Consider the following 21,861-nt stretch of genomic DNA (forward strand, 5'->3'; position numbering starts at 1 on the left):
TTTGGAAGAGAAAAGATAGGATTTAGTTTTGAGAGCACAAGCTCTCGTCCGCAAGGACAAAGAGTGTGGTGATGATGGCTTGAAGGATACACCTGTTCCCATGCCGAACACAGAAGTTAAGCTTCAACACGCCGAAAGTAGTTGGGGGATCGCTCCCTGCGAGGATAGGACGTTGCCATGCGATCAAAACGTGAACCGATTAAACGATTCGCGTCTTTTCTTTAATAACAATTTCTGGTATAATTGGTTAGGAATTGTTATTATGCTGACTTAGCTCAGTTGGCAGAGCACGTCACTAGTAATGATGAGGTCGGAGGTTCGAATCCTCTAGTCAGCATAGTCAAACATTTACAATGTTTAATAAAGCTTGATATATCAATGTTTTACGTAGATATGTCAAGCTTTATTTTTTTAGATTTTATACTATTTGACACAGGTATGACACACGATTTAGTTCTGTGTGTCTGGAATTAACTTCGAGAAGTTGTAAACTACTGATATGACAGGCTTTAGGCCTGTTTTTTTGTGTGTCCATAAGATACTTCAATATTGTATAATAACAATAGTTATACATAATGGAGGGAATGATCATGACATATAGTTCTTTGTCTGAAGAAGATGTCAAAAATAGATATATAACTCCGGCCATTAATAAAGCTGGGTGGAAAGCTTCCGATTATTTGATGGAATATGCTTATACTGATGGGCGAATTAATGTTATCGGAAATAGTGTAAAAAAGGGTAAACGAAAGAAAATAGATTACTTGTTGAATTATCAACCTAATGTACCAATAGCCATTGTGGAAGCAAAGGATCTAAATCATGATTATGGTCATGGTATGCAACAGGGAATTGGTTATGCTCAAGGACTAAAAGTTGCTAAAAATTTAGAGGTACCATTTGTCTATGCTACTAATGGAGAAAAGTTTTTAGAACATGATATGATTACCGGTAAAGAACGGACCATTACCATGAATGAATTTCCCTCTAAGGAAACATTATGGGATCGTTTGAAATTAGAGAAGGGACTCACAGAAGACCAAGTTAAGATTATCAATGAACCATATTATTCTTCTCGTGATGTTTTTTCTCCCCGTTATTATCAACGGATTGCAATTAATCGAACTGTTGAAGCAATTGCAAGCGGTAGGCGGCGAGTTATGTTAGTTATGGCTACCGGAACAGGGAAGACCTATACAGCCTTTCAGATTGTCTACCGATTGTTAAAAGCTGGAATTAAGAAACGGGTACTATACTTAGCTGATCGGAATATCCTGGTAGATCAGACCATGGTTGGTGATTTTGCACCGTTATTAGATAAGTCAACTAAGGTACAAGGTGGACAGATGGATAGTTCTTATCAGATTCACTTTGCCTTATATCAACAGTTAGCAGGAAATGATGAAGATGAGGGTCACGAGCCATTTAGACAATTAAAGCCTGATTTCTTTGATATGGTAGTTATTGATGAGGCTCACCGTGGATCAGCAAAGAAAAATAGTCAGTGGCGGAAGATATTAGATTACTTCGATGGACCGAAAGTTACTCATTTTGGGATGACAGCTACACCGCGGAATGATAAAGAAGCTTCGAACGTTGATTACTTTGGGGAGCCAATCTATACATATTCGTTAAAACAAGGAATTGATGATGGTTTCCTAGCTCCTTATCGCGTTATTCGAGTAAATCTTGATGTGGATGTGAATGGATTCCGCCCAACTAAAAATGAAAAAGATGCCTTAGGTCAGACAATTGAAGACCGGGTTTATACTACACGCGACTTTGATCGTGATATTGTGATTGATGACCGTACAAAAAAGGTTGCTAAATATGTTAGTGATTACTTAAAACGGAATCATGCGCGATTTGATAAAACGATAATCTTCTGTGATACGATCGATCACGCTGAGCGAATGCGGCAGGCTTTAGTGAATGAAAATAACGATTTAGTAGCAAAAAATCCAAATTATATTATGAAGATTACCGGTGATGATAAGGAAGGAAAATCTCAACTAGGTAATTTTGAAGATACCGCTAGTAAATATCCTGTGATTGTTACGACTTCTAAACTGTTAACAACGGGTGTTAACGTTAAGACCTGTAAATTAATTGTTTTAGACCAAAATTTGAATTCGATGACTGAATTTAAGCAGATTATTGGCCGAGGTACACGATTAGATGAGAAACATGGTAAACAATTCTTTACCATTATTGATTTCAAAGGCGCTTCGCGATTATTTGCTGATCCAGCATTTGACGGTGAACCAATTGAGGAGATCGATGGGAATAGGCCACAGACAGTCACACACCGTCCCGGTAGTAGTGATCCAACATCCCCTTCTGATGGTGATCCTGGTGATATTGTTGCAGAACCACGGCCGGTTTATTTGGTAACTAATAAGAAAGTTAAAGTGATTAACGATCAAGTTAGTTATATGGATGAAAATGGTGATTTAATAACTACCTCGTTACGTGACTTTACAAAGAAGAATATGTTAGGCCAGTACGCTTCTTTAGATGATTTTACTAGGAAGTGGCGTAATGCAGATAATAAGCAGCGATTATTGGATAAAATGGAAGATAATGGGATTTTCTATAAGCAGATTATCAATGATGAGAAGCTCAAGAATATGGATCCATTCGATGTACTAGTTCATTTAGCTTACAATCAACGTCCGTTGACAAAAGCTGAACGGATCAGCCATGTTAAGCATTCAGGTAAATTAGAGCAGTACCAAGGGGCCGCTCGGGAAGTTCTGGATACTTTACTAAATAAGTATGAAATGGATGGGATCCAGGACTTAGAAAGTAATGAAGTGCTAAACTTACCAGAGTTTGAAAAGTTTGGTGGGCCAGTAAAGATCATCTTTAAGATCTTTGGTGGAAAGAACCAATATCAAGACGCAGTTAAAACTGTTAAGGATGAAATTTATAGTTAATAGGTGAATATGTTATATGGCAAGAGCAAATACACAGTTTGTTAAAAGAATACAAGACATTATGCGAAATGATCCCGGTATCAACGGGGACGCACAGAGAATTGAGCAGTTATCATGGATCCTTTTTCTAAAAGTTTATGATGATCGAGAAATGATTTGGGAAATTAGTCGGGATAATTATCTTTCAATTATTCCTGCTGGGTTCCATTGGCATGAGTGGGCAGTTGACAATAAAGACGGACAGAGCCTAACCGGAGATGAGCTGCTCGATTTTGTAAATAACAAGTTATTACCAGCATTAAAGGAAATTACGGTAACTCCAGATACACCAATTAGCAAGGCCATTGTAAAGGATGCCTTTATTGATGCTAATAACTATATGAAAAACGGGATTTTACTACGACAGGTTCTGAATGTAGTTAATGATGTTGATTTTACAGATCCCAAAGATCGGCACTTATTCAATGATATTTACGAGGGGATTCTAAAAGAGCTACAGAGTGCTGGTAATTCGGGGGAATTTTATACCCCACGGGCACTAACTGATTTCATTGCTGAAACGCTTAAGCCTAAGCTAGGCGAGAAGATGGCCGATTTAGCTTGTGGGACTGGTGGTTTCTTAACTAGTACACTTAACTTGCTACGTCCACAGGTAAAAACGGTAGAGGACCGCGATCAATATAATCATGCCGTCTTTGGAATTGAGAAAAAGGGACAACCGTATATTCTGGCAGTAACGAATTTACTATTACATGATGTTGATGATCCGGATATTATTCATGGTAATTCACTTGAACGCCGGGTCACAGAATACGAAGATGACGAGAAATTCGATATTATCATGATGAATCCACCATTTGGGGGATCCGAGCTGCCGATTATCAAACAGAATTTCCCAAATGATTTACAGAGTAGTGAAACAGCTGACTTGTTCTTAGCGTTAATCATGTATCGCTTGAAAGACAACGGTCGAGTAGGGATTATCTTGCCTGATGGCTTCCTGTTTGGGGATGATGGTGCTAAGACCAATATTAAGAAACGGATGTTGCATGATTTTAACTTACACACCATTATTCGGTTACCAGGAAGTATTTTCTCACCTTATACGTCAATCGCAACTAATATTTTGTTTTTTGATAAGACTAAGCCAACAGAAGAAACGTGGTTCTATCGCCTAGATATGCCAAAGGGTTATAAGCACTTTTCAAAGACCCGGCCGATGAAGTTAGAACATTTCGACCCAGTACGCGAATGGTGGAACAATCGTCATGAAATTAAAGAAGGCGATAATTATAAGTCACGTGCTTATACAGTCAAAGAATTAGAAGATAACAATTATAACTTTGACTTGTGCGGCTTTCCAACTGAAACGGAAGAAGTATTGCCACCTCAAGAATTAATGCAGCAGTACAGTCAAGAACGAGCACAGCTAAACGCCCAGATTGATAAGACGCTAGGTGCAATTAAACAATTGTTAGAGGAGGATGACTAATGACTCCGGAACAATTGAAAGCCTCGATTTTGCAGCAGGCAATGGAAGGAAAACTAGTTAAGCAAGATCCAAATGATCTTTCTGCTATTGCTCAATTACAATCTTCACGGATAAAAATAGAAAAAGCAGTAAAAAATAAAGAATTACGTAAAGAAAAGTATGTAAAAGCAGAGAATACTGGTAATTATCCTCAAAATTGGGCAATAGCAAGGTTAAAGGAAATTTGTACAAAAAATAATACCTCTATTAAAAGAGGACCATTTGGTAGTTCTATTACAAAAAGTATGTTTGTTCCAAAGGGAAAAAATACCTTTAAGGTTTATGAGCAGGGTAATGCCATTAGAAAGAATATTAGTTATGGGTCTTACTATATTACTAGAGAAAAATATGAAACTCTTAAATCTTTTAAGGTTGAACCGGGAGATATTATTATAAGCTGTGCTGGCACAATTGGGAAAGCTTATATACTACCGCCTAATATTGAGCAGGGAATAATTAATCAGGCATTATTGAAACTTACGCTTGATACGGATTTAATTGATAAAAAATTCTTTTTACTGGAGCTTGAATCTATTTCCACTAAGCTAAAACTTCATTCAAAAGGATCAGCCATAAAAAATTTAGCTTCTTTAAAATTTTTAAAAAATGAAGTCGAATTTCCACTTCCGCCATTAGAAGAACAGAGGCGAATTGTAGCTAAGATTGAAAAACTGATGCCGCTGGTTGATGAATATGCTGAATCATACAACCAATTGACCAAGATTGATGCTAACTTCAACGACCGGATGAAACAGTCAATTTTGAAATATGCCATGGAAGGTAAGCTGGTTAAGCAAGATTCTAATGATGAACCAGCTAGCGTGTTAGTAAAGCAGATTGCGGACGAGAAGGCCCGGCTAATTAAAGAAAAGAAGATTAAACGGACAAAGAAGTTGCCAGCAATTACGGACGAAGAAAAACCGTTTGATATTCCCGATAGTTGGGAATGGGTAAGATTTGGAAACTTGGTGAACTTTAATTTAGGAAAAACACCTAAAAAAACAGATAATATCTATTGGTCTAATGGGGAAATTCCGTGGGTTTCTATTTCTGATATGCAAAAGCCAACCTTAAATAAGACAAAGCTAAAAATTAGTAATGTTGCAATGACCGAGGTATTCAAGGGAAAAATAGTACCCACCGGAACATTGTTAATGAGTTTTAAATTAAGTATTGGAAAAGTAACAATTTTAAACTTAGATGCTGTGCATAATGAAGCAATTATTGATATTCACCCGTATGTTGACAATAACAATATACAAAGAAACTATCTTTTTTGGGTATTACCATTTATTAGTAATATGAGTCAAACAAATACAGCAATTAAGGGTAAGACACTTAATAAAACACTGCTTAATAGTATGTTAATTCCCTTACCGCCTATAGAAGAACAAAAGCGAATTGTTGAGAAGATAGATCAATTTATGAAGTTATTAGACAATGAGCCTCTATAGTTGCCACACTTACTTAGGGCCTATCATTAGTGATTATTAATTTGAAAAGGGATTGACAAATTAACTGCATAGCTAATTTTTTAGTAGCAGAAGGGGAATACTTTATATTGACGATTGACCTTAATTGAACTGTTTCATCGTCTACATTTGCGTTAAAGCACAGGTCGAGAGAATTTTTTAAAAGTTGTCTTTTAGCCAAAAATTTTAATAAACCATTTTGAATTTGAACGTTTATATCTTGACTATTGTCATTATTATAAATTTGTAACAAAGCACCAAGTAATTTTATTTGTCCAATTTTAGTAATCGAAACACGGGTAAGATCGTTGATATGATTTATCAAATAGTCTGTGGGATTATCTAGTTTATCAAAATTTTGAATAGCTATAGTAGAATACTCAGTTGCTATCAATGAAATATAGTTATTTTTTACAGTATTATTAGGGAACAAAACTGTTCCATATCTTTTTTGGAAAATAATCTCAATAGCTTTGATAGTATGAAGACTAGTCGGATTATTGTTAGTTTCTAATGACATCATTCTAGATAATTTGGAAGCAGATATACCTACACCAGCGAGTTCAATTATGCTGATAAGGTCTTTTCCTTTAAGATTATTTTTTGCAGTGAAAGAACGTAGTTGAAGTGCAGTAATTGCAGACATTTCTTAACAATCATGAGCTCATTTTCCTTTCTTCATTTATTAATTCGAATTAACTTCATTGTTATATAAATTCAATTTTTTATGGTGATCACTCCAGAAGTGCGAAAATGCCAATTTTAGAAAATTAATTAATAAAAAAGTTGCAGATTTAAGGCCAAAATTAGGCCGAGAATTTGCAACTTTTTTTGTACTAAAAATATGAAAATAAAGATGTTGTTTGATGGTTTTATCGAAAGGAAGGATAAGTTATGAATCTAAATATCAATGGGATTAATGTACTAAACGGTTACGTGATTAAAGCATTAGGTATTTCGACAAGAACCGCTCACTCAGAGTATGGTAACCAGGATGATGTAGCGAAGTATCCAGAACGGGTGACCTTTATTGTAAAATCAACACCTGATGGCCGAAATGTTGGGCAACGGTTTTCTGCATATCTAAAAACCAGCGATGGAATCGAGTTGCAACGAGAAATGACTATTGGTCAAGATGTTGAAATCATTGATCCTAAGATTACAGTGTGGGCTCGAAAATCGTTTGTTAATATCACTGTTCGAGCTAAGGGGGTTGATTTCAAGTGAATCGGTTCAGTTCAATAGATCAAAAACTTGAAAGTACTTGTGAACAAGCATTAGCTATGTGTTTATCAACTCCAGATAATCCAATTGGGAATAGCATTCAAATTAAAATTGATATTGATGGGGAAGTTAAAGGATTATGGGTGCTTATCAAGTCGCCAAGCCCGTTGGTTCCTGACGAGGAACTTTATCATCGAGTTTATGCAATCTTATACTACTGTCTGATTCCAGCCTATACGCTTTGTAGTAGCCAAATGATTGTTCGTACCTTCCCGGGTAGTGATTTGTCAATGGCTAGGGGATTCTGGTATATGATTCGTCCAGGTACTCCAACAAGATTAGTAGGTACAATTCATCAAATTATGGATGGTATAGACGATATGGAGATTCCATTAGAGAAGAATTTAGTTATAGATACAAGTAAAGTTGCACATATCTTTATTGCAGGAAATACAGGGTCAGGAAAAACTTATGCTGTATTAACACTTGTTCGTCTTTTATTGTTTTCAAATAAAAGAAAATCAAATTGTCCCACTCGGCGGGTAATGATAATTGATCCTAAGAAGTCAACAATGGCACGCTTTTTCAAGAAATCAAAAGACGTTGATTTGCTGTTACCAACAACTGGAGAACGAGCAGAGGATTTCATATTAAAAGTTAATGCTAAGCTGCAACAAATTCTGACTGATATTAGCAATATACAAGATGAGTTATATGAAAAATCATCAAAGCCTGATTGTGATTATAGAATTTTGGGAGAAAATGCTGTCGAGAATTACCTGGTGATTGATGAGCTTGAGAGCATTACTGCGGGAGTGAAGCGGACTTTGGTTAACGAATTTCAAAGTTTATTAACCAAAATAGCACTAACAGGACGTGAAGCAGGATGGCATTTACTACTATCGTCTCAAGTTGCTTCTGTCGGTAACGGTGTAACTGGTGCCACATTGAGTAGTTCTGCAAGGGCTCAGATGACCTTACGTATTCAGTTAGGCCGCTTGGATCAATCTAACATTGTTCAACTTTTTCCAGAATTGCGAGATGGCGGGATACCTCTACCCCTTGGTGGTAAAGGAAGCGGAATAGTTTCTGTTGCTGATGGAGAAATGGATCACTTTGGAGTTTCACCGATTTTAATGCCTACAATTTTGAATCTGGAAGGAGATTAAATTATGGATCCACAAACGAACGAAGAATTACAACGGCTGGGTATTATCTCTAGTAATAAGGCCAATGGGGTTAGTTGGTTAAATAATTTAATCTCTAATTTCATCATTGGAATAACGGTGTGTGTGGTGTTACTTCTAGTAGGATGGTTACTATTTCAACACTACTATTTCCGCGGTAGCGACCATTATTTAAATCGAGCGTTACGTGCCAAGCTCAAAGTACCAGCTAATGTATATGATGCTGGGAACTATATCAAGATGCAGGCTAATTTCCGTGCGAACTTTGTTAGAGTGTTTGTCTTTAGAAATCAAGTGAAACTAGTAATTCCTCTTAATTTTTTATTCTGCTTTAGATCATCTATCTCGTTAGAAGATTATTTTGACGAATTACTTATCAGTAAATCGTTCAGCCATTTTTTGAAGAACCACTTTCCAAATTTTGTTTTTGGACAACCAGAATATGGTGATAGAGCTATTGTGATTATTGGCTATCCTCGCCAGTAGTATATGTAGGATTGGCTCTGCTTTTATAAAGCAAAACGCCAAATCCTACATACATTTTATAGTGAAGAATAAAGACAAAACAAACGACCAAATGGCGTAGTACCAACAATCCGGGGCTTGTTTGTCGGATTGTTGAAGATGACAAAAAATAGGCTGAAACGTTGATGTATCAATGAATAGGAGGGGTATAAGTGGGAGAAGCCAAGAAGACACCTCGTTCGGCTGTGATGATGTTCGTACAGCAAGAAGAATATTTTGAGGACAAGAATAACCCATTAGAATATTTGCGGCGGTGTTGTAAAACTTTGGAGAAGGAACATGATCTATATCAGTGGGCGATTATCAAGCATGATCGTGATGTTGATATTGAGGGTAACATGGTAAAGCCACATTTTCATATTGGACTTGTATTTAACAAAAGAGTTTCAGTATCTGTGGCTGCTAAAGCTTTTCATACCACATCAGAACATTTTGCGATTTTTACTAAGCGTGGTACGAGTACTAAGATGGCAGCTATCAATGTGATGTTGTATCTATGTCACCGGACTAAGAATTCGGCAAAAAAGTACCAATATGATTTAAACACTGTTACTGCTAATTTTAACTATGTGCGATACGTTGAAAATGTACAAAGCAATTATGATGGCTTTCAATTATTAGATCAGGTTAGCGGTGGATTATTGAGTTATGAGAAGGCAAAGGATATTTTTAGAGCTAAAGGCGCTAAGATATTTCTACAGTTCTCAAAAAAATTGGATGATATTAAAGATGATTTGGATGAGCAAAATTATAAAGACTGGGTCCGAACCAAAAAGCAAGCAGGTAAGCCATTAAAGACGGTATGGCTGTCGGGACCAAGTGGATTGGGTAAAACGCGGTATGCGGTTGATTTCGCACGAGTTAATGCACTGTCTTGTTTTGTGACCAGTGGTTGGCGTGATCCATTCGAAAATTATAACGGGCAGAAAGTTCTTATCCTCGATGAAATAAGGCCTCATTCTGTTAATTATCAGGATCTTTTACAATTACTAGATCCGTATAACTTTGAAAAGATGTTATCTGCCCGATATCACAATGTTCTTTTTAAGTCGGATGTAATTATAGTCACCAGTGTTTATAGTCCTCTCGATTTTTATCAAGAATTAAATGTTAGTGATAAGAAGATTGACACTTTTGATCAGCTAAATCGTCGTTTGGGAAGTATATCCTTTTTTACTGATAGTGAGGTGCAAGAGATCCAATATTTGCGTAAAACAACTTCAAGTGAATGGCGATACAAGAAACTATCAAGTTTTCAAAATAAATATCGTCATAAATCTAAGAAACAACTACAAAGGTTTAGTCTCCACGATCTAAATAAATATGCTGAACAATTAAATAAACAGGGTGGTGATTAAAATGTTCGGTACCAATATTTTGAATGGGAAGCAATTAAGAGATTATCTTCATATCAGCACTACCATGTTGTATCAACTTATTAGAGAAGGGCTACCTTATCATCAATTAACGAATAACAGTCGCAAGTATTATAATCGCGCAGAAATTGTAGAGTGGCTGATGAAACATGGCTATCATGCTCAATCGACGTGGACAAAATAGTTACGAAGTTGTAAGCTAGATAAGGTAGCTTGCAACTTCTCTTTTTTATGGTAAAGAGAGGTTATACTATGATTAAAAAGAAAACAGTTGGTGCTCATAAAGGCCAATGGATGGTTCGTATCCAGCCACGTGACAAAGTAACCGGAAAGCAAATTAGCTGGCCGATTAAATATGTTGCAACAAAAAAAGAAGCTAAACTTACTGAAAGCCAAATGTGGGCTGAATACAAGTCAGGCCTTGATATTGGAAAGGCTTCTGATACCTTTAGCGAGGATTTTGATAACTTTGTGAATCAGAAGAAAAATTTGATTTCGCCAGTTACTTTTCGTGATTGGCACTATTCAGCCACTGTATTTAAGCAGTACTTTGGTAATGCTAAGATTAGTGATATAACTGAGCAGTCAGTTGGGCGGTTTGCTCGTCAGTTCGTTAAAGATCATCATTCAACTGTTGGTCGGGCTACGGTAATCGCCCATCGGTTAACACATATGAGGAACTTTTTTAAGCCACTTGAGGGTACGGTTGTTAAAATTAATCCTGTTCCGGAGAAGGCTTTATCTAAGTTCTTTAAGAAAAGTGAGTTTGATGTCGGTAAAAAGAGATATGTTTTCTCTAATGAAGAATTAGAGTTAATCCGGCAGCAGTTATTATTAGAAATTAATCGCGCTTCTATTAATAACATTGGTACTAGGTTAGCCATATGGATTGCCTTAGAGACGGGGATGCGTCCGGGAGAAATTCAAGCGGTTAGATTTAGTAATGTTACCGATAAAGATGGCTATTCTGTATTTAAGATCAATGATAGTTGGTCTGATTATACAAAGTCATTCAATGGTGCCTTAAAATCCAGGCCGCATGGGTATTACCGATACACCGTTCCGATTAGTCATCAGCTAGTTCAATTTTTAGAGGAATACTATAAGCAAGTAGTAGCCTTTCTTAAAGAAAAAGCACTTCCTTTAGATAATGAATTAGTCCTTGTTAATCTTCATGACTATAGGTCAGTAACTGAAGGGCGTCCCATTACTCAACGTAGTATGAATCTAATGTTAGATAAGATATGTAATGAGTTAGGGATTGATGGTGGGGATGCACAATTATCAATGTATTCATTTCGGCACACAATTTGCACGAAACTAGCTAATAAACCAGGGATCAGTTATCCATGGGCAGCGGAGCGAATGGGACATAGTTTAGCCGTATTTATGAGGACTTATGTTCATAGTGATCGTGATATGGATAAGAAGATGATGGACGCTTGGATGTCCTGACACACGATTGACACGCAAATGTATACAGAAGACGTTAAAAATATTGATATAGAGGCACTGAAAGGAATTAACCTCCGTGCTTCTAGTCAGCACTATAAAGAGTCTAATAGCCTATTCTGACGGTATTTTCAGTCGTTAGAATAGGCTATTTTACGTTATAAAACATTATCGACTTCTCACTTTTTTCTCACGTGACAATTTAACTTGTTGTTTTGATCTACGGCGAATCGCTGTACCCTAATATTGTCAGGCGTTTAGACAAATTTGGCGTGTGAAAATATGAGAAATGAGGGTAAAATTTGTTGATTTGAGCTGAAATATCCAGGTATTTTCTACATATCCAATGTTATTAATTGGATATGTAGAAAATTTCGTAGAAACTACATGTATCTATTAATTTAATGAGTTTCGCATCCATAATTATTGATACCGAATAATGTTATAGTATAATATGAAGAGGAAAGCTTAAGATAACGGCATTTGTAGAGGGCCAAATTTGGTAGAAAAGGCAATTAAACGCAAGTTGTCTATCAAAAGTCTACCCAAAATACCAACAGACTATACGGCAAAAGGGACTGCGTAAATTCGAATTACGTAGTCCCTTTTGTTAATTTATTCTTAGCGCTAGTAATATAATTTTTCTCAATAGTTTTATATATTATTTAATTAGTGCTACTTAGAAGACTATAAGGTAGTGATTTGAATTTGATTTTTGTCGGTTAATAAAGGTAGTCAACATATCCTCACTATAATAAGATACTATTCTTTTTCAAATTCTAATAGTTTGTTAGTTCTTGATATACCAACGTTTTGCGAAAATATATTAAGGACTATTTTTGTTTATTTAAGAATATCATGCACACAGGAAAGCTTGTGCATGATTTTGCATTGGGAAATTTGTTGGATCTATTGATTTAATAAGCTTTGCATCCATTTTTTGCGTGCATTTTAATTAAAATTAGTATTTTACAGAAAATTCAGAAGTAATTAGAAAAAATTTTAGATAAACGCTGATATTCTATCTAATAGAATTATTTAGATAACTTAAAGGAATAATCAAAAAATGCGAATTATAATTCTGCTTGAATAAGTCAGGAAATTATAATTCGCATTCTTTTTCTTTAGGGGTAAATAGTTAGACTACGTGATTAATCTGGCTTTATTGGCGTATAGCGTAACCATAGCGTTCCATCATCATATGTATGAATCTTCCTGGGCTTGAAGGCAATTGGTTGAGAATTATTCATATAGACAGAATTGAATAATCGAGCGGTATTAGTGGCACCATCAACAACTGGAGCCATGACAATACTGATTTCGTCTACTAATCCTTGAGTTAAGAAACTCCAATTGAGAATTCCACCGCCACCAAGCAAAAGGTTCTTTAGGCCATAACATCTGGATAACTTTTCTAGCATTAGGGGAAAGGCGATTTCCTTTTGTCCAGCAATTAGGTAAGGAATTCCGTTTCTACGAAGGAAATCTTTGTAGTCGTCTGAAGTCTGTTCAGATAATATTTCAATAATAACGGCGTCCTGACCGCCATAACTTTCGGTCTTCTTTTGCCAACCAATTTCGCCACGTGGGTCTATGGATATGTAGTAACGTTTGGCACCGAGACCGGTAATGAAGTCGCCCGCTGGGACAGGAGCATGCTCTTGGAAGTCTGGTGCCTCATGATTATTGAAACCATCAATGGAGGAATTTTTTCCATAAATCCATCCATCGAAATGAAAACTGTTTGCAGAATTATCATTGAATCCAATTTGCTTAAACAGGTCAGATGAAAATTTAGCCTGTTTACTTTTACCAAATTTACCAGTGATTCGACCATCGAGTGATGAATAAATGTGTAACGTTATGCGTGGCCTTGCCATTGATTAGAGCGCTCCTTCCTTAACTTATTTGCCTTCGTAATCAGTAATAGAGTCCAAAATCTTCATCGGCGTGAATTCATTGATGTGGTATTCGGCCTTATCAGGGTAAAAAGGATCTTCGCTTAAAATCTTGTCTAAATACTTTCGATCACTTAAACCCACAAGGATAATTCCTGCATCTTGGTATGTCTTTGATGGCCCCACCATCAAGAAGGTTCCTTTTACCACATAATTCTTAAACCATTCCTGGTGCTTTTTCATTAAAGTGTTTTTTTCATCATCAGAAAGCTGGTTGCTTTTAATTCGAATATCTACTAAAAACATTTCAACTATTCCTCCTCATATGTTCCTAATTTAGGAATGTTTTCTTCTTCTAAGTACTTAACATAGTTGGTTACTTGATTAGCAAGATCAGCGTCGCTAATTGAAGTAGCACCGACAGTAATGAAGGGCTTCAGGTATTTAGTCCCAATCATAGAACTAGTAGCCTGGAAAGGCCGTAGTAATTCCGTAACGGTGTAATTTTTACCATCGTGGTGGTATGCAGAAGTAGGGGCACCCGGTGAAACTGCGAGCATTAATTCCTTCCCATGGAGCTTGTCACCGGTAGAACCATAAGCCCAACCGTGTTCAAATACCTTGTCTTCCCATTCCTTGAGAAGAGCCGGGCTGCTATACCAGTACATTGGGAATTGCAGAACAATTCGATCGGTACTTTCTAGTACTGCTTGTTCTTTATTTACATTAATCTCACCGTCCGGGTAAAGATCATAAAGGTTACGAACAGTAATTCCGGCATTCTTGGCTCCAGAAGCGAGCGCCTTGTTTACTCTTGAGTCTTTATAGTCAGGGTGAAATAAGAAAATAGTGGTTTTCATTGAGGTTATTCTCCTTTATTTTTGAGTGTAATTGTGACATTTCCCTTACCGAGCTTGTTTGCTACAGACGAGAAGTTATTAACGTGACCAATTCGGGTGTAACTGTAACTGGTCTTGAAGTCTTTGTAGAAAAGGACGATGCAGTTAGAGTCGTATAGCATAATGTCGCCCTTCTTGATATTCTTAACGGCCTTATCATTCGAAGGCAGACGTTTAGATAAATTATGAAAACGTTCGTTACCATTCAACTCATTCATCTTCATTGTCAATGGGAGACGGGAAGATAATGCTTTAACAGTTGCGTTATTTTCAGTTGTTACTTGATAGTTTTTTCCATTATATGAAAGGACAATTTCATTATTCATATGATGTGTTGCTCCTTCTTTTTTATTTGCGCTAGCTATTCCTGGGATAAGCATTAATCCAAGAATGATAGCAACTATCAAATGAAAATTCTTAAAGATAAGAATCACCTCCTGCTCACTTACCAATAGTAACTAGTTACTATGACTATGTCTAATATACATTTTATATATAAAAGCATGCATTTGATTTATATATAACTTTAAAACATATTTTTTGATTAGATATAAATATTTTATATTTATAGTTTTTGATGATAATCTAAGTTTCAGAAAATATTTGAAATTTAATTTCAGACGAAAGGACAGACATAATGAAAAACAAGAGCAGCTTTTTAATTTTGATTTTAACAATTGGTGTATTTGGCATTATTAACACTGAAATGGGAATTATCGGTATTCTTCCATTAATTGCCAAAGTATTTAATGTATCAGTTTCAACAGCCGGATTCTTAGTAAGTGGTTTTGCCTTAGGGGTGGCTATCGCTGGTCCAACAATGCCACTGCTTTTCTCAAACGTTAATCGGAAGACAGCCATGATGCTATCATTAGGAATCTTCTGTATCAGTAACGTTGTTTCAATCTTTACGCATAGCTTCACTATATTAATGATTGCCCGGATCATCCCAGCATTTTTCCAACCGGTTTATGTTTCAATGGCCTTTACGATGGCCGCACAAGCAGTCGAAGAGGCACATGCTCAACAAGCGGTTGCCAAAGTTTTCGTTGGTGTTTCTGCCGGAATGGTTTTAGGGGTACCAGTTACTAGTTTCATTGCTAATAACTTCTCGTTTGCTGCCGCCATGTCATTCTTTGCCGTAATCAATATTTTGGTCTTCCTGTTCACGATCTTTGTTGTTCCTTCAATGCCGGTAATCGAAACTACTAGTTACGGAAGTCAACTAAGTGTCCTTAAGAGTCCAGTGATGATTTTGGCAATTGCCTCAGTAATTGGGTTGAACGCCGCTGTCTTCGGCTTTTATAGCTATATGTCGGACTTTTTGAGTTCAGTAAGCCAATTCTCAACTAACATTGTCAGCACGCTGTTGCTGGTATATGGGGTGGCCAATATTGTTGGTAACATCATTGCGGGGAATACTTTGAGCATCAAGCCTGTTAAGACTGTAATGGTTGTGCCAGTAATTACATTCATCAGTTACTTAGTGTTGTTCTTTACAGGAAGGATTTCAATTTTAGCCGCTGTACTGATCTTTATTGTCGGTGTACTGGCCGGGCTAATCGCTAATATTAACCAGTACCTGATTAATTCTGCAGCTCCCAAGGCGCCAGATTTTGCCAATGGTCTTTTCCTGACTTCAACTAATTTAGGTACAACCATTGGAACGGCCGTCTGCGGAGCGCTCTTGAATACCTTTAACACTAGTTTTACTCTACTTGGATCATTAGTCTTTATCGTTCTTAGTTACGTTATGTTGCTTATTCAAAGAAAGGTTGCCTAAGGATAGTTTGAGGGAACCTATAAGAAATAAAAAAGTTCAGAGCGAAAATAATCGCTCTGAACTTTTTTATTACTCTAAGAATAGAACCATGTTTATACATAGTCTCAGAGGATTTAATACCATGTAAAAATGAGCTAAGCAAATTTACTTAGCTCATTTTTGGAGTCATTTAAGAAGCTTGGTAATCCTTGCGGGAACACCGGCAACCATGGTGTCTTTTGGAACGTTGTGTGTTACTACTGATCCGGCAGCAACAACAGCATTTTCACTAATGGTAATCCCAGGAACAATTACGGCGTTGGCACCTATCCAGGCATTCTGGCGAATATAAACTGGCTTTAGATCAACGTGATGACGATCTTGTGGGTTCAGTGGATGATTGACAGTGGCGATTGTTACCTTTGGGCCAATCAAGACATTATTACCGATGTAAACACCACCAAGATCAGTCATCATCACACCACTATTGATAAAGATATTCTTACCAAGATGAATGTTACGACCAAAATCTGTGTAGAACGGGAGTCGCACTTCGACAGAAGAGTCAATTCGTTGATTGGTAATTACTGAAAGCTGCTTACGAATCTCTTGTTGGTCAGCCGTTCCATTATTTAACTTTTGCAATAAGAGCTGATTTTGTGCAACTAACTTTTGGACGTGTTGCATATCATCATAATTAAGATTGAGCGCAGTGATAATATTACCTCCTACTTGTATTTATCTAATTGAATTTATTCTAGCAAGGGACTAGAATAATGTTAAATACTCATATCAAATGATTAAATATAACAAAAAAATATGGAGGACATCATGGAGCTTCGGGTACTTCGTTACTTTATTGCAATTGTCAAGGATGGCAATATCTCTTCAGCAGCGAAGAGGTTACACATATCACAGCCAGCTTTATCACGGCAGATCATGGATTTGGAGATGGAATTAGGAGTAACATTGTTTGAGCGTGGCCACCGTCAGATTAAGCTTACTCAGGAAGGGTACTATTTATATGAACGTGCTCAGGACATTGTAGCGATGGTGAACACCACCGAATACAGTCTACAGTCCCGGGACGTTATCAGTGGAACACTTGATATTGGTGGAGGGGAAAGTCCTGCGATGAAGATTGTAATGGAGACCATCAACGATATTTTACAGGAACATCCTGAAGTACAAGTCAATCTTGTCAGTGGGAATGCTAATAGTATTGAAAAGCGTTTGGAGAGTGGCTTGATTGAATTTGGGGTAGTTATGGGTACTCATAATTTACAAAATTATAATTCACTAGTACTTCCCCAAAAGAACCGCTGGGGGATTTTGTTACGTAAAGATGAGCCACTAGCTCAAAAAGATGTAATTGCTCCCGAAGATCTTATTGGCCACGCATTGATTACGTCATATGAGACTAATAATGGTGATGCCTTTCGGGAGTGGGCAGGATCATTAGTTAATCAGCTGACCTTTGTGGGACACTACAATTTGATCAATAATGCTACATTATTAGTAAAAACAGGTTCCTGCTTTGCACTAACGTATGAGAATCTAGTTCAAGATGATTCGCTTGTCTTCTGTCCACTTTATCCAGAGGTCACTGATCTTAACACCTTGATTTGGAATCGAGATCACCAGTTATCTAATCTGAGTCGTTTGTTTATCGATAAAATCCAGAAAAAAGTTAAAACTACTAAGTAAATAAGGAATTCGCTGGCTAGTGTGGCTAGGCGAATTCCTTATTTTAGTCAACGTATAATTTTTTGCATATTTTTAGATAGAGAATAAATATTTAACATTATATATAGAATACCTTATACTTCGAACAATTAAATTAGAGCTATAACATTAGCGACTGATTTAATATTTAGTCGAAAGTGAGGAAAAATATGTACAAAAGAGTTATTGGCTTCATTATCGTCATTATAGTCGTGGTTAGCGCGGTTATTGGCTTTAATGGCCACCAACAACACCAAAGTCAACAGGCCGCTTCCAATTCTAGTTCTGCTAGTGCAACAAAAACTGTTAAGACGAAGGTCAAGACTGGCGGTAAGGTAACAATGAGCGGAACCAATTATAAGATTTTGATTGTATATTTCTCAAGGCGCAAGGGTGTTGCAGGAGGAATGCTTAAGGTTGGAAACACAGCACGAGTGGCGGGCTTTATCCAGCAGCACACCAATGGTGATACTTATGAAATTGTTCCGAAAAAAACATACCCGTCTGGGAACGAAGCGACTAATGATTTAGGTCAGGAAGAGCAGCAGGAAAACGCCCGCCCGGCGATTAAAAATGCCATTCCTAATGTAAAATAGTACGATACGGTCTTCATCGGTGCGCCAATCTGGTGGGGCGAATACCCGATGATTGTCCGGACCTTTATGGACAACGTTGACTTAAATGGTAAGACTGTTATTCCGTTCACAACCTCTGAAGAATCTGGGCTTGGTAACACCACTGAAGTTTTACATAAGGCATATCCACACGCTAGGGTTCGTAAAGGATTTACCGCCGAGGGGAATGCAGTTCATGATAACCCAAGCAGTATCCAACCGCGAGTAGATAAGTGGCTTAGTAGGTTAGGCTATTAATTAAACAGAAAGTTGGCTTTTTCATGATAAAACGCAAGGGTTATGAATTAATACTATGATTTGTTTTACTCGTAGTATTGCCTTCACCGTTAATTTATCTACTTAACACTGGAATGATTGATAGTCTTGACCATTTGGCAGTCTATGATTTTGGAATTGTTGCTTATGTCTTGTGGCTGGGGAGCGTATTCCTTGCCACCCGTTAGTTAATCGGATCGGAATGCCTGGCTTATATATGATTCACGGAATCGCAGGTGTGCTTGCGCTTTTGGCAGCAACTATTCATAAATTTAGCTCAACAACTTTCCACCCAATTATTAGAAATACTGGGAATGGGGCCTGGTACTTGGCAATTATTGTTTTGCTATTTGCTATCCTCTTTTTATCCGGTTGGTTAACCGAAGGATCGCGGGTGTTTTATCGGTTGAAGAAGAGACTAGAGCATGTATTTAACCATCAGTTAAATATCTGGATTCACCGGCTTAATTTCGTCGTAATCGGATTGATCTGGTTACATGTTCATGTCATTCCTCGTTGGGCTAGCGTCCCATACTTTGCACTCGTATTTGATATTTATACGATTGTGTTCATTGGAGTGTATACTTATCAGAAAATTATCGGTAATGAACGAAAGACAGGAATAGTCGTTGAAAATAAATCATTAACGCCGACAATTCAAAAGATAACGGTTAAGTTGAATCAAGATGTAAACACTTATAATGCAGGTGATTTTTACTTCTTATCCTTTAATAGTAAAAGTATACCAAAAGAATCTCACCCTTTCTCTATTGCCTCGCCAGTAAATCAAGAGCACATTAATTTCTTGATTTAAAAATTAGGGGATTACACCGAAAAAATTGATAAAGTAGAGATTGGTACGCTGGTTCATTTGGAAGGACTACTTGTCATGTATGCATTAAGTACAGGAATTGCCCCCTAATGATAACGTCGTCAGGCTTTTTGAATGGTTGGCTTATCAACGTCGACTAATTTCATTGAGCCTTTTTCAGCAAATACAGCAGATTTCATTTATAAACTGCTCCTTTCATGTTTAATTCAGTTAAAAGTATATTCTTCAATTAATAATATGACTAATATTTAATTACGATATAGAATTATGCATTTTTATTATGAATCACTACAAAAAATGGGTATTTAACTTTTAATTCTTTCTTCCTTAAAGTAGTAATTGTAAGAAAGGAAAAAGTAGGTGAATTACCTTGAATGAAAAAGTATTTATCACTGGCTCAAGTACTGGTTTAGGAATGCTCGCTGCTAAAGAATTGATTAAGGATGGCTATGAGGTCTACTTACACGCTCGTAACGCTGAACGAGCAAAGAACGCCCTGGAGGAATGCTCTCAGGCAAAGGATGTATTGATTGGTGATCTGAGTCATCTTGATGGGCTGCAAAAAGTTGCTAAAGAAATTAATGACTTGGGTGAATTCTCTACGATCATTCATAATGCTGGAGTTTATACAGCCAATTCTAATCTAACTTTTCGCGTAAATGTACTAGCACCATATGTTTTAACTAGCTTAATTCATAAGCCAAAACAACTTATCTATATTGCATCTAATATGCACATGGATGCGAAGTTAAATATTGGGGAAATTGCGAATGATCTAAGCTATTCAGGATCTAAACTAGCGATTCTGTTACTAATGAAAAAAGTGGCAAGACTCTATCCACATGTAAAGGTAAGTGCGGTTGATCCTGGTTGGGTACCAACACGAATGGGGGGCCAAGCAGCGCCTGATAGCTTAATGGATGGGTATGAAACTCAGGTATGGTTAACTGAAGCCAGGGACAATATTGTAACGGGAAACTATTATTACCACCAGAGAATTCAGAACTATGATCAAAGAGTCGATTCAACTATTTTGCAAGATAAACTAGTAAACTCGTTGTATCAACTAACTGGTTTTAAGTTATAGAAAAGAGATGAGTATTTTGAAAAAGAGTTTTAAATTATTAATAACAAGTGTAGTAGTAATCGTCGGCTTTATTGGCATTACAAGCTTCCATCACGTATCGGCAGCAACAAATTATGTTCAATCTGATGTACCAACCATCTTTGTTCATGGTTGGGGAAGCAGCTCCCATGCGGAAGAAAAAATGGCTAACGCTGCCCGGAACGCTGGAGTAACTAGGACAGTTGTTCGGGCAAATGTTAGCCGGAATGGAAAAGTAACTTTCAGTCGTACTGTTCCATCTAATGCAGTTAATCCAATAGTTGAGGTTAACTTAGAAGATAATAAGCTAGCCGGATACGGTGCAGATGGTAATTGGACTAGCGGTTATCATCATGGTGCTCATTACGTGAAGAATGTCGTACAAGCCTTAGAAAAGCAACACCATTATGACACAATTAATTTGGTTGGTCATTCAATGGGGAACTTAGAGATAATCTACTATATCAACGATAACATCAATAATAAGAACTTACCTAAGATTAACCACTTAGTTGCAATTGCCGGTCATTACAATGGTTTAATGCAACAAAAGAAAGCACAAAAGGCGAAAATTGATCAAAATGGTCAACCTAATTGGGAAGATCCAACTTATAAGGCTTTACTCGGCTTACAGCAGGACTTCCCAACAAATACGCGGGTCTTAAATATTTATGGTGACCTTGCGAATGGCAGCCATTCGGATTCAGCGGTTCCTGTCAATTCGGCTAAGTCACTTAAATATTTGGTAAGTAATCGCGCTAAATCTTATCGTGAAGTTGAGATTAAGGGTAAGAATGCCCAACACAGTAAGTTGCACAATAATCAGCAAGTGAATAGGGAACTAATTAGTTTCTTGTGGGAGAAATAATTAAGTTAAGAGGGTGCTGGCAATGGATCATTTAGTCCAGCTCACAGCTAGAGTATATCGAAGCAAGATTGCTTACATTTTGCGTCATACTTTGCGCGTCATGTTTCCAATTATTCTGGTAGGAAGTTTCGCAGCTGTATTGCGATTTACATTTTTCTCACCTTCGGGATATATTT

21 protein-coding genes, 1 tRNA gene, 1 rRNA gene and 1 pseudogene are annotated in these 21,861 nt (G+C 37.0%); 18 read left to right on the plus strand and 6 right to left on the minus strand.

Annotation, left to right across the window (positions count from 1 at the left end; genetic code table 11):
• Positions 1 to 64: 64 nt before the first annotated feature.
• The 5 genes from rrf to H5R88_RS05615 all read left to right on the plus strand — a co-directional run bounded on the left by rrf (position 65) and on the right by H5R88_RS05615 (position 5,924).
• Positions 65 to 181: ribosomal RNA gene (rrf, locus tag H5R88_RS05595) — 5S ribosomal RNA — on the plus strand.
• A gap of 83 nt (positions 182 to 264) precedes the next feature.
• Positions 265 to 337: transfer RNA gene (locus H5R88_RS05600), tRNA-Thr, on the plus strand.
• 253 nt (positions 338 to 590) lie between these two features.
• On the plus strand, positions 591 to 2,939 hold the full coding sequence (gene hsdR / locus H5R88_RS05605) for an EcoAI/FtnUII family type I restriction enzme subunit R (RefSeq protein ID WP_231823163.1): 2,349 nt from the start codon (positions 591 to 593) through the stop codon (positions 2,937 to 2,939).
• Positions 2,940 to 2,955: 16 nt separating this feature from the next.
• Positions 2,956 to 4,431, plus strand: coding sequence for a class I SAM-dependent DNA methyltransferase (locus H5R88_RS05610; RefSeq protein ID WP_182600458.1), 1,476 nt, complete (start codon positions 2,956 to 2,958; stop codon positions 4,429 to 4,431).
• A complete protein-coding gene (locus tag H5R88_RS05615) occupies positions 4,431 to 5,924 on the plus strand; it encodes a restriction endonuclease subunit S (RefSeq protein WP_231824868.1) in 1,494 nt (497 codons plus the stop codon). Before H5R88_RS05610 ends, H5R88_RS05615 begins: the two co-directional genes overlap by 1 nt.
• A 13-nt stretch (positions 5,925 to 5,937) precedes the next feature.
• Here H5R88_RS05615 and H5R88_RS05620 read toward each other — a convergent pair whose 3' ends face one another.
• A complete protein-coding gene (locus H5R88_RS05620) occupies positions 5,938 to 6,588 on the minus strand; it encodes a hypothetical protein (RefSeq protein ID WP_182600460.1) in 651 nt (216 codons plus the stop codon).
• Positions 6,589 to 6,836: 248 nt separating this feature from the next.
• On the opposite strand from H5R88_RS05620, the gene H5R88_RS05625 reads away from it, so the two are divergent.
• From H5R88_RS05625 to H5R88_RS05650, 6 genes are all read left to right on the plus strand, one after another.
• On the plus strand, positions 6,837 to 7,169 hold the full coding sequence (locus H5R88_RS05625; protein WP_182600461.1) for a hypothetical protein: 333 nt from the start codon (positions 6,837 to 6,839) through the stop codon (positions 7,167 to 7,169).
• A complete protein-coding gene (locus H5R88_RS05630; RefSeq protein ID WP_182600462.1) occupies positions 7,166 to 8,335 on the plus strand; it encodes an FtsK/SpoIIIE domain-containing protein in 1,170 nt (389 codons plus the stop codon). The genes H5R88_RS05625 and H5R88_RS05630 overlap by 4 nt, the downstream gene beginning before the upstream one ends.
• Before the next feature lie 3 nt (positions 8,336 to 8,338).
• Entirely contained in the window at positions 8,339 to 8,839 is a 501-nt protein-coding gene (locus H5R88_RS05635; protein WP_182600463.1) for a hypothetical protein, read from the plus strand.
• Between the two features lie 191 nt (positions 8,840 to 9,030).
• The gene (locus tag H5R88_RS05640) at positions 9,031 to 10,236 is read left to right on the plus strand and encodes a Rep family protein (RefSeq protein WP_182600464.1); all 1,206 of its coding nucleotides are present in this window, start codon (positions 9,031 to 9,033) and stop codon (positions 10,234 to 10,236) included.
• A gap of 1 nt (position 10,237) precedes the next feature.
• Positions 10,238 to 10,438 carry a helix-turn-helix domain-containing protein gene (locus tag H5R88_RS05645; protein ID WP_182600465.1) on the plus strand — a complete coding sequence of 67 codons (201 nt, stop codon included), beginning with the start codon at positions 10,238 to 10,240 and terminating at the stop codon, positions 10,436 to 10,438.
• A gap of 68 nt (positions 10,439 to 10,506) precedes the next feature.
• Positions 10,507 to 11,709 carry a tyrosine-type recombinase/integrase gene (locus H5R88_RS05650; RefSeq protein ID WP_182600466.1) on the plus strand — a complete coding sequence of 401 codons (1,203 nt, stop codon included), beginning with the start codon at positions 10,507 to 10,509 and terminating at the stop codon, positions 11,707 to 11,709.
• 1,148 nt (positions 11,710 to 12,857) lie between these two features.
• Here the strand turns inward: H5R88_RS05650 and H5R88_RS05655 are convergent.
• From H5R88_RS05655 to H5R88_RS05670, 4 genes are read right to left on the minus strand one after another with little or no spacing between them, the layout of a single operon-like run.
• Complete coding sequence (locus H5R88_RS05655) at positions 12,858 to 13,586, minus strand: dihydrofolate reductase family protein (protein ID WP_182600467.1); 729 nt, start codon at positions 13,584 to 13,586, stop codon at positions 12,858 to 12,860.
• Between the two features lie 24 nt (positions 13,587 to 13,610).
• Positions 13,611 to 13,910, minus strand: coding sequence for a YciI family protein (locus tag H5R88_RS05660; protein WP_182600468.1), 300 nt, complete (start codon positions 13,908 to 13,910; stop codon positions 13,611 to 13,613).
• Positions 13,911 to 13,915: 5 nt separating this feature from the next.
• Complete coding sequence (locus tag H5R88_RS05665; RefSeq protein ID WP_182600469.1) at positions 13,916 to 14,464, minus strand: NAD(P)H-dependent oxidoreductase; 549 nt, start codon at positions 14,462 to 14,464, stop codon at positions 13,916 to 13,918.
• A gap of 5 nt (positions 14,465 to 14,469) precedes the next feature.
• Positions 14,470 to 14,829: a cyclophilin-like fold protein gene (locus tag H5R88_RS05670; protein ID WP_182600470.1), complete on the minus strand. Its 360-nt coding sequence runs from the start codon at positions 14,827 to 14,829 to the stop codon at positions 14,470 to 14,472.
• 311 nt (positions 14,830 to 15,140) lie between these two features.
• On the opposite strand from H5R88_RS05670, the gene H5R88_RS05675 reads away from it, so the two are divergent.
• Positions 15,141 to 16,286 (plus strand): MFS transporter, encoded by a 1,146-nt coding sequence (locus H5R88_RS05675; protein WP_182600471.1) that lies wholly within the window; start codon positions 15,141 to 15,143, stop codon positions 16,284 to 16,286.
• A 165-nt stretch (positions 16,287 to 16,451) separates the two neighbouring features.
• On the opposite strand, the gene H5R88_RS05680 is transcribed toward H5R88_RS05675, so the two are convergent.
• Positions 16,452 to 16,952 (minus strand): DapH/DapD/GlmU-related protein, encoded by a 501-nt coding sequence (locus H5R88_RS05680; RefSeq protein ID WP_182600472.1) that lies wholly within the window; start codon positions 16,950 to 16,952, stop codon positions 16,452 to 16,454.
• Positions 16,953 to 17,096: 144 nt separating this feature from the next.
• On the opposite strand from H5R88_RS05680, the gene H5R88_RS05685 reads away from it, so the two are divergent.
• The 6 genes and pseudogenes from H5R88_RS05685 to H5R88_RS05705 all read left to right on the plus strand — a co-directional run bounded on the left by H5R88_RS05685 (position 17,097) and on the right by H5R88_RS05705 (position 21,685).
• Positions 17,097 to 17,972, plus strand: a complete 876-nt coding sequence (locus tag H5R88_RS05685) for a LysR family transcriptional regulator (protein WP_182600473.1) — start codon at positions 17,097 to 17,099, stop codon at positions 17,970 to 17,972.
• A gap of 188 nt (positions 17,973 to 18,160) precedes the next feature.
• On the plus strand, positions 18,161 to 18,586 hold the full coding sequence (locus H5R88_RS09670) for an NADPH-dependent FMN reductase family protein (protein WP_231824869.1): 426 nt from the start codon (positions 18,161 to 18,163) through the stop codon (positions 18,584 to 18,586).
• A gap of 12 nt (positions 18,587 to 18,598) precedes the next feature.
• A pseudogene (locus tag H5R88_RS09675) lies at positions 18,599 to 18,862 on the plus strand (flavodoxin); the annotation flags it as partial.
• A gap of 172 nt (positions 18,863 to 19,034) precedes the next feature.
• Positions 19,035 to 19,694, plus strand: a complete 660-nt coding sequence (locus tag H5R88_RS05695; protein ID WP_182600474.1) for a ferric reductase-like transmembrane domain-containing protein — start codon at positions 19,035 to 19,037, stop codon at positions 19,692 to 19,694.
• Between the two features lie 388 nt (positions 19,695 to 20,082).
• Positions 20,083 to 20,799 (plus strand): SDR family NAD(P)-dependent oxidoreductase, encoded by a 717-nt coding sequence (locus tag H5R88_RS05700; RefSeq protein ID WP_182600475.1) that lies wholly within the window; start codon positions 20,083 to 20,085, stop codon positions 20,797 to 20,799.
• A gap of 16 nt (positions 20,800 to 20,815) precedes the next feature.
• Positions 20,816 to 21,685, plus strand: a complete 870-nt coding sequence (locus H5R88_RS05705; protein ID WP_231824871.1) for an alpha/beta hydrolase — start codon at positions 20,816 to 20,818, stop codon at positions 21,683 to 21,685.
• Positions 21,686 to 21,861 lie beyond the last annotated feature (176 nt).

This window comes from Limosilactobacillus agrestis, assembly GCF_014145585.1.
Classification (GTDB): Bacteria; Bacillota; Bacilli; order Lactobacillales; family Lactobacillaceae; genus Limosilactobacillus; species Limosilactobacillus agrestis.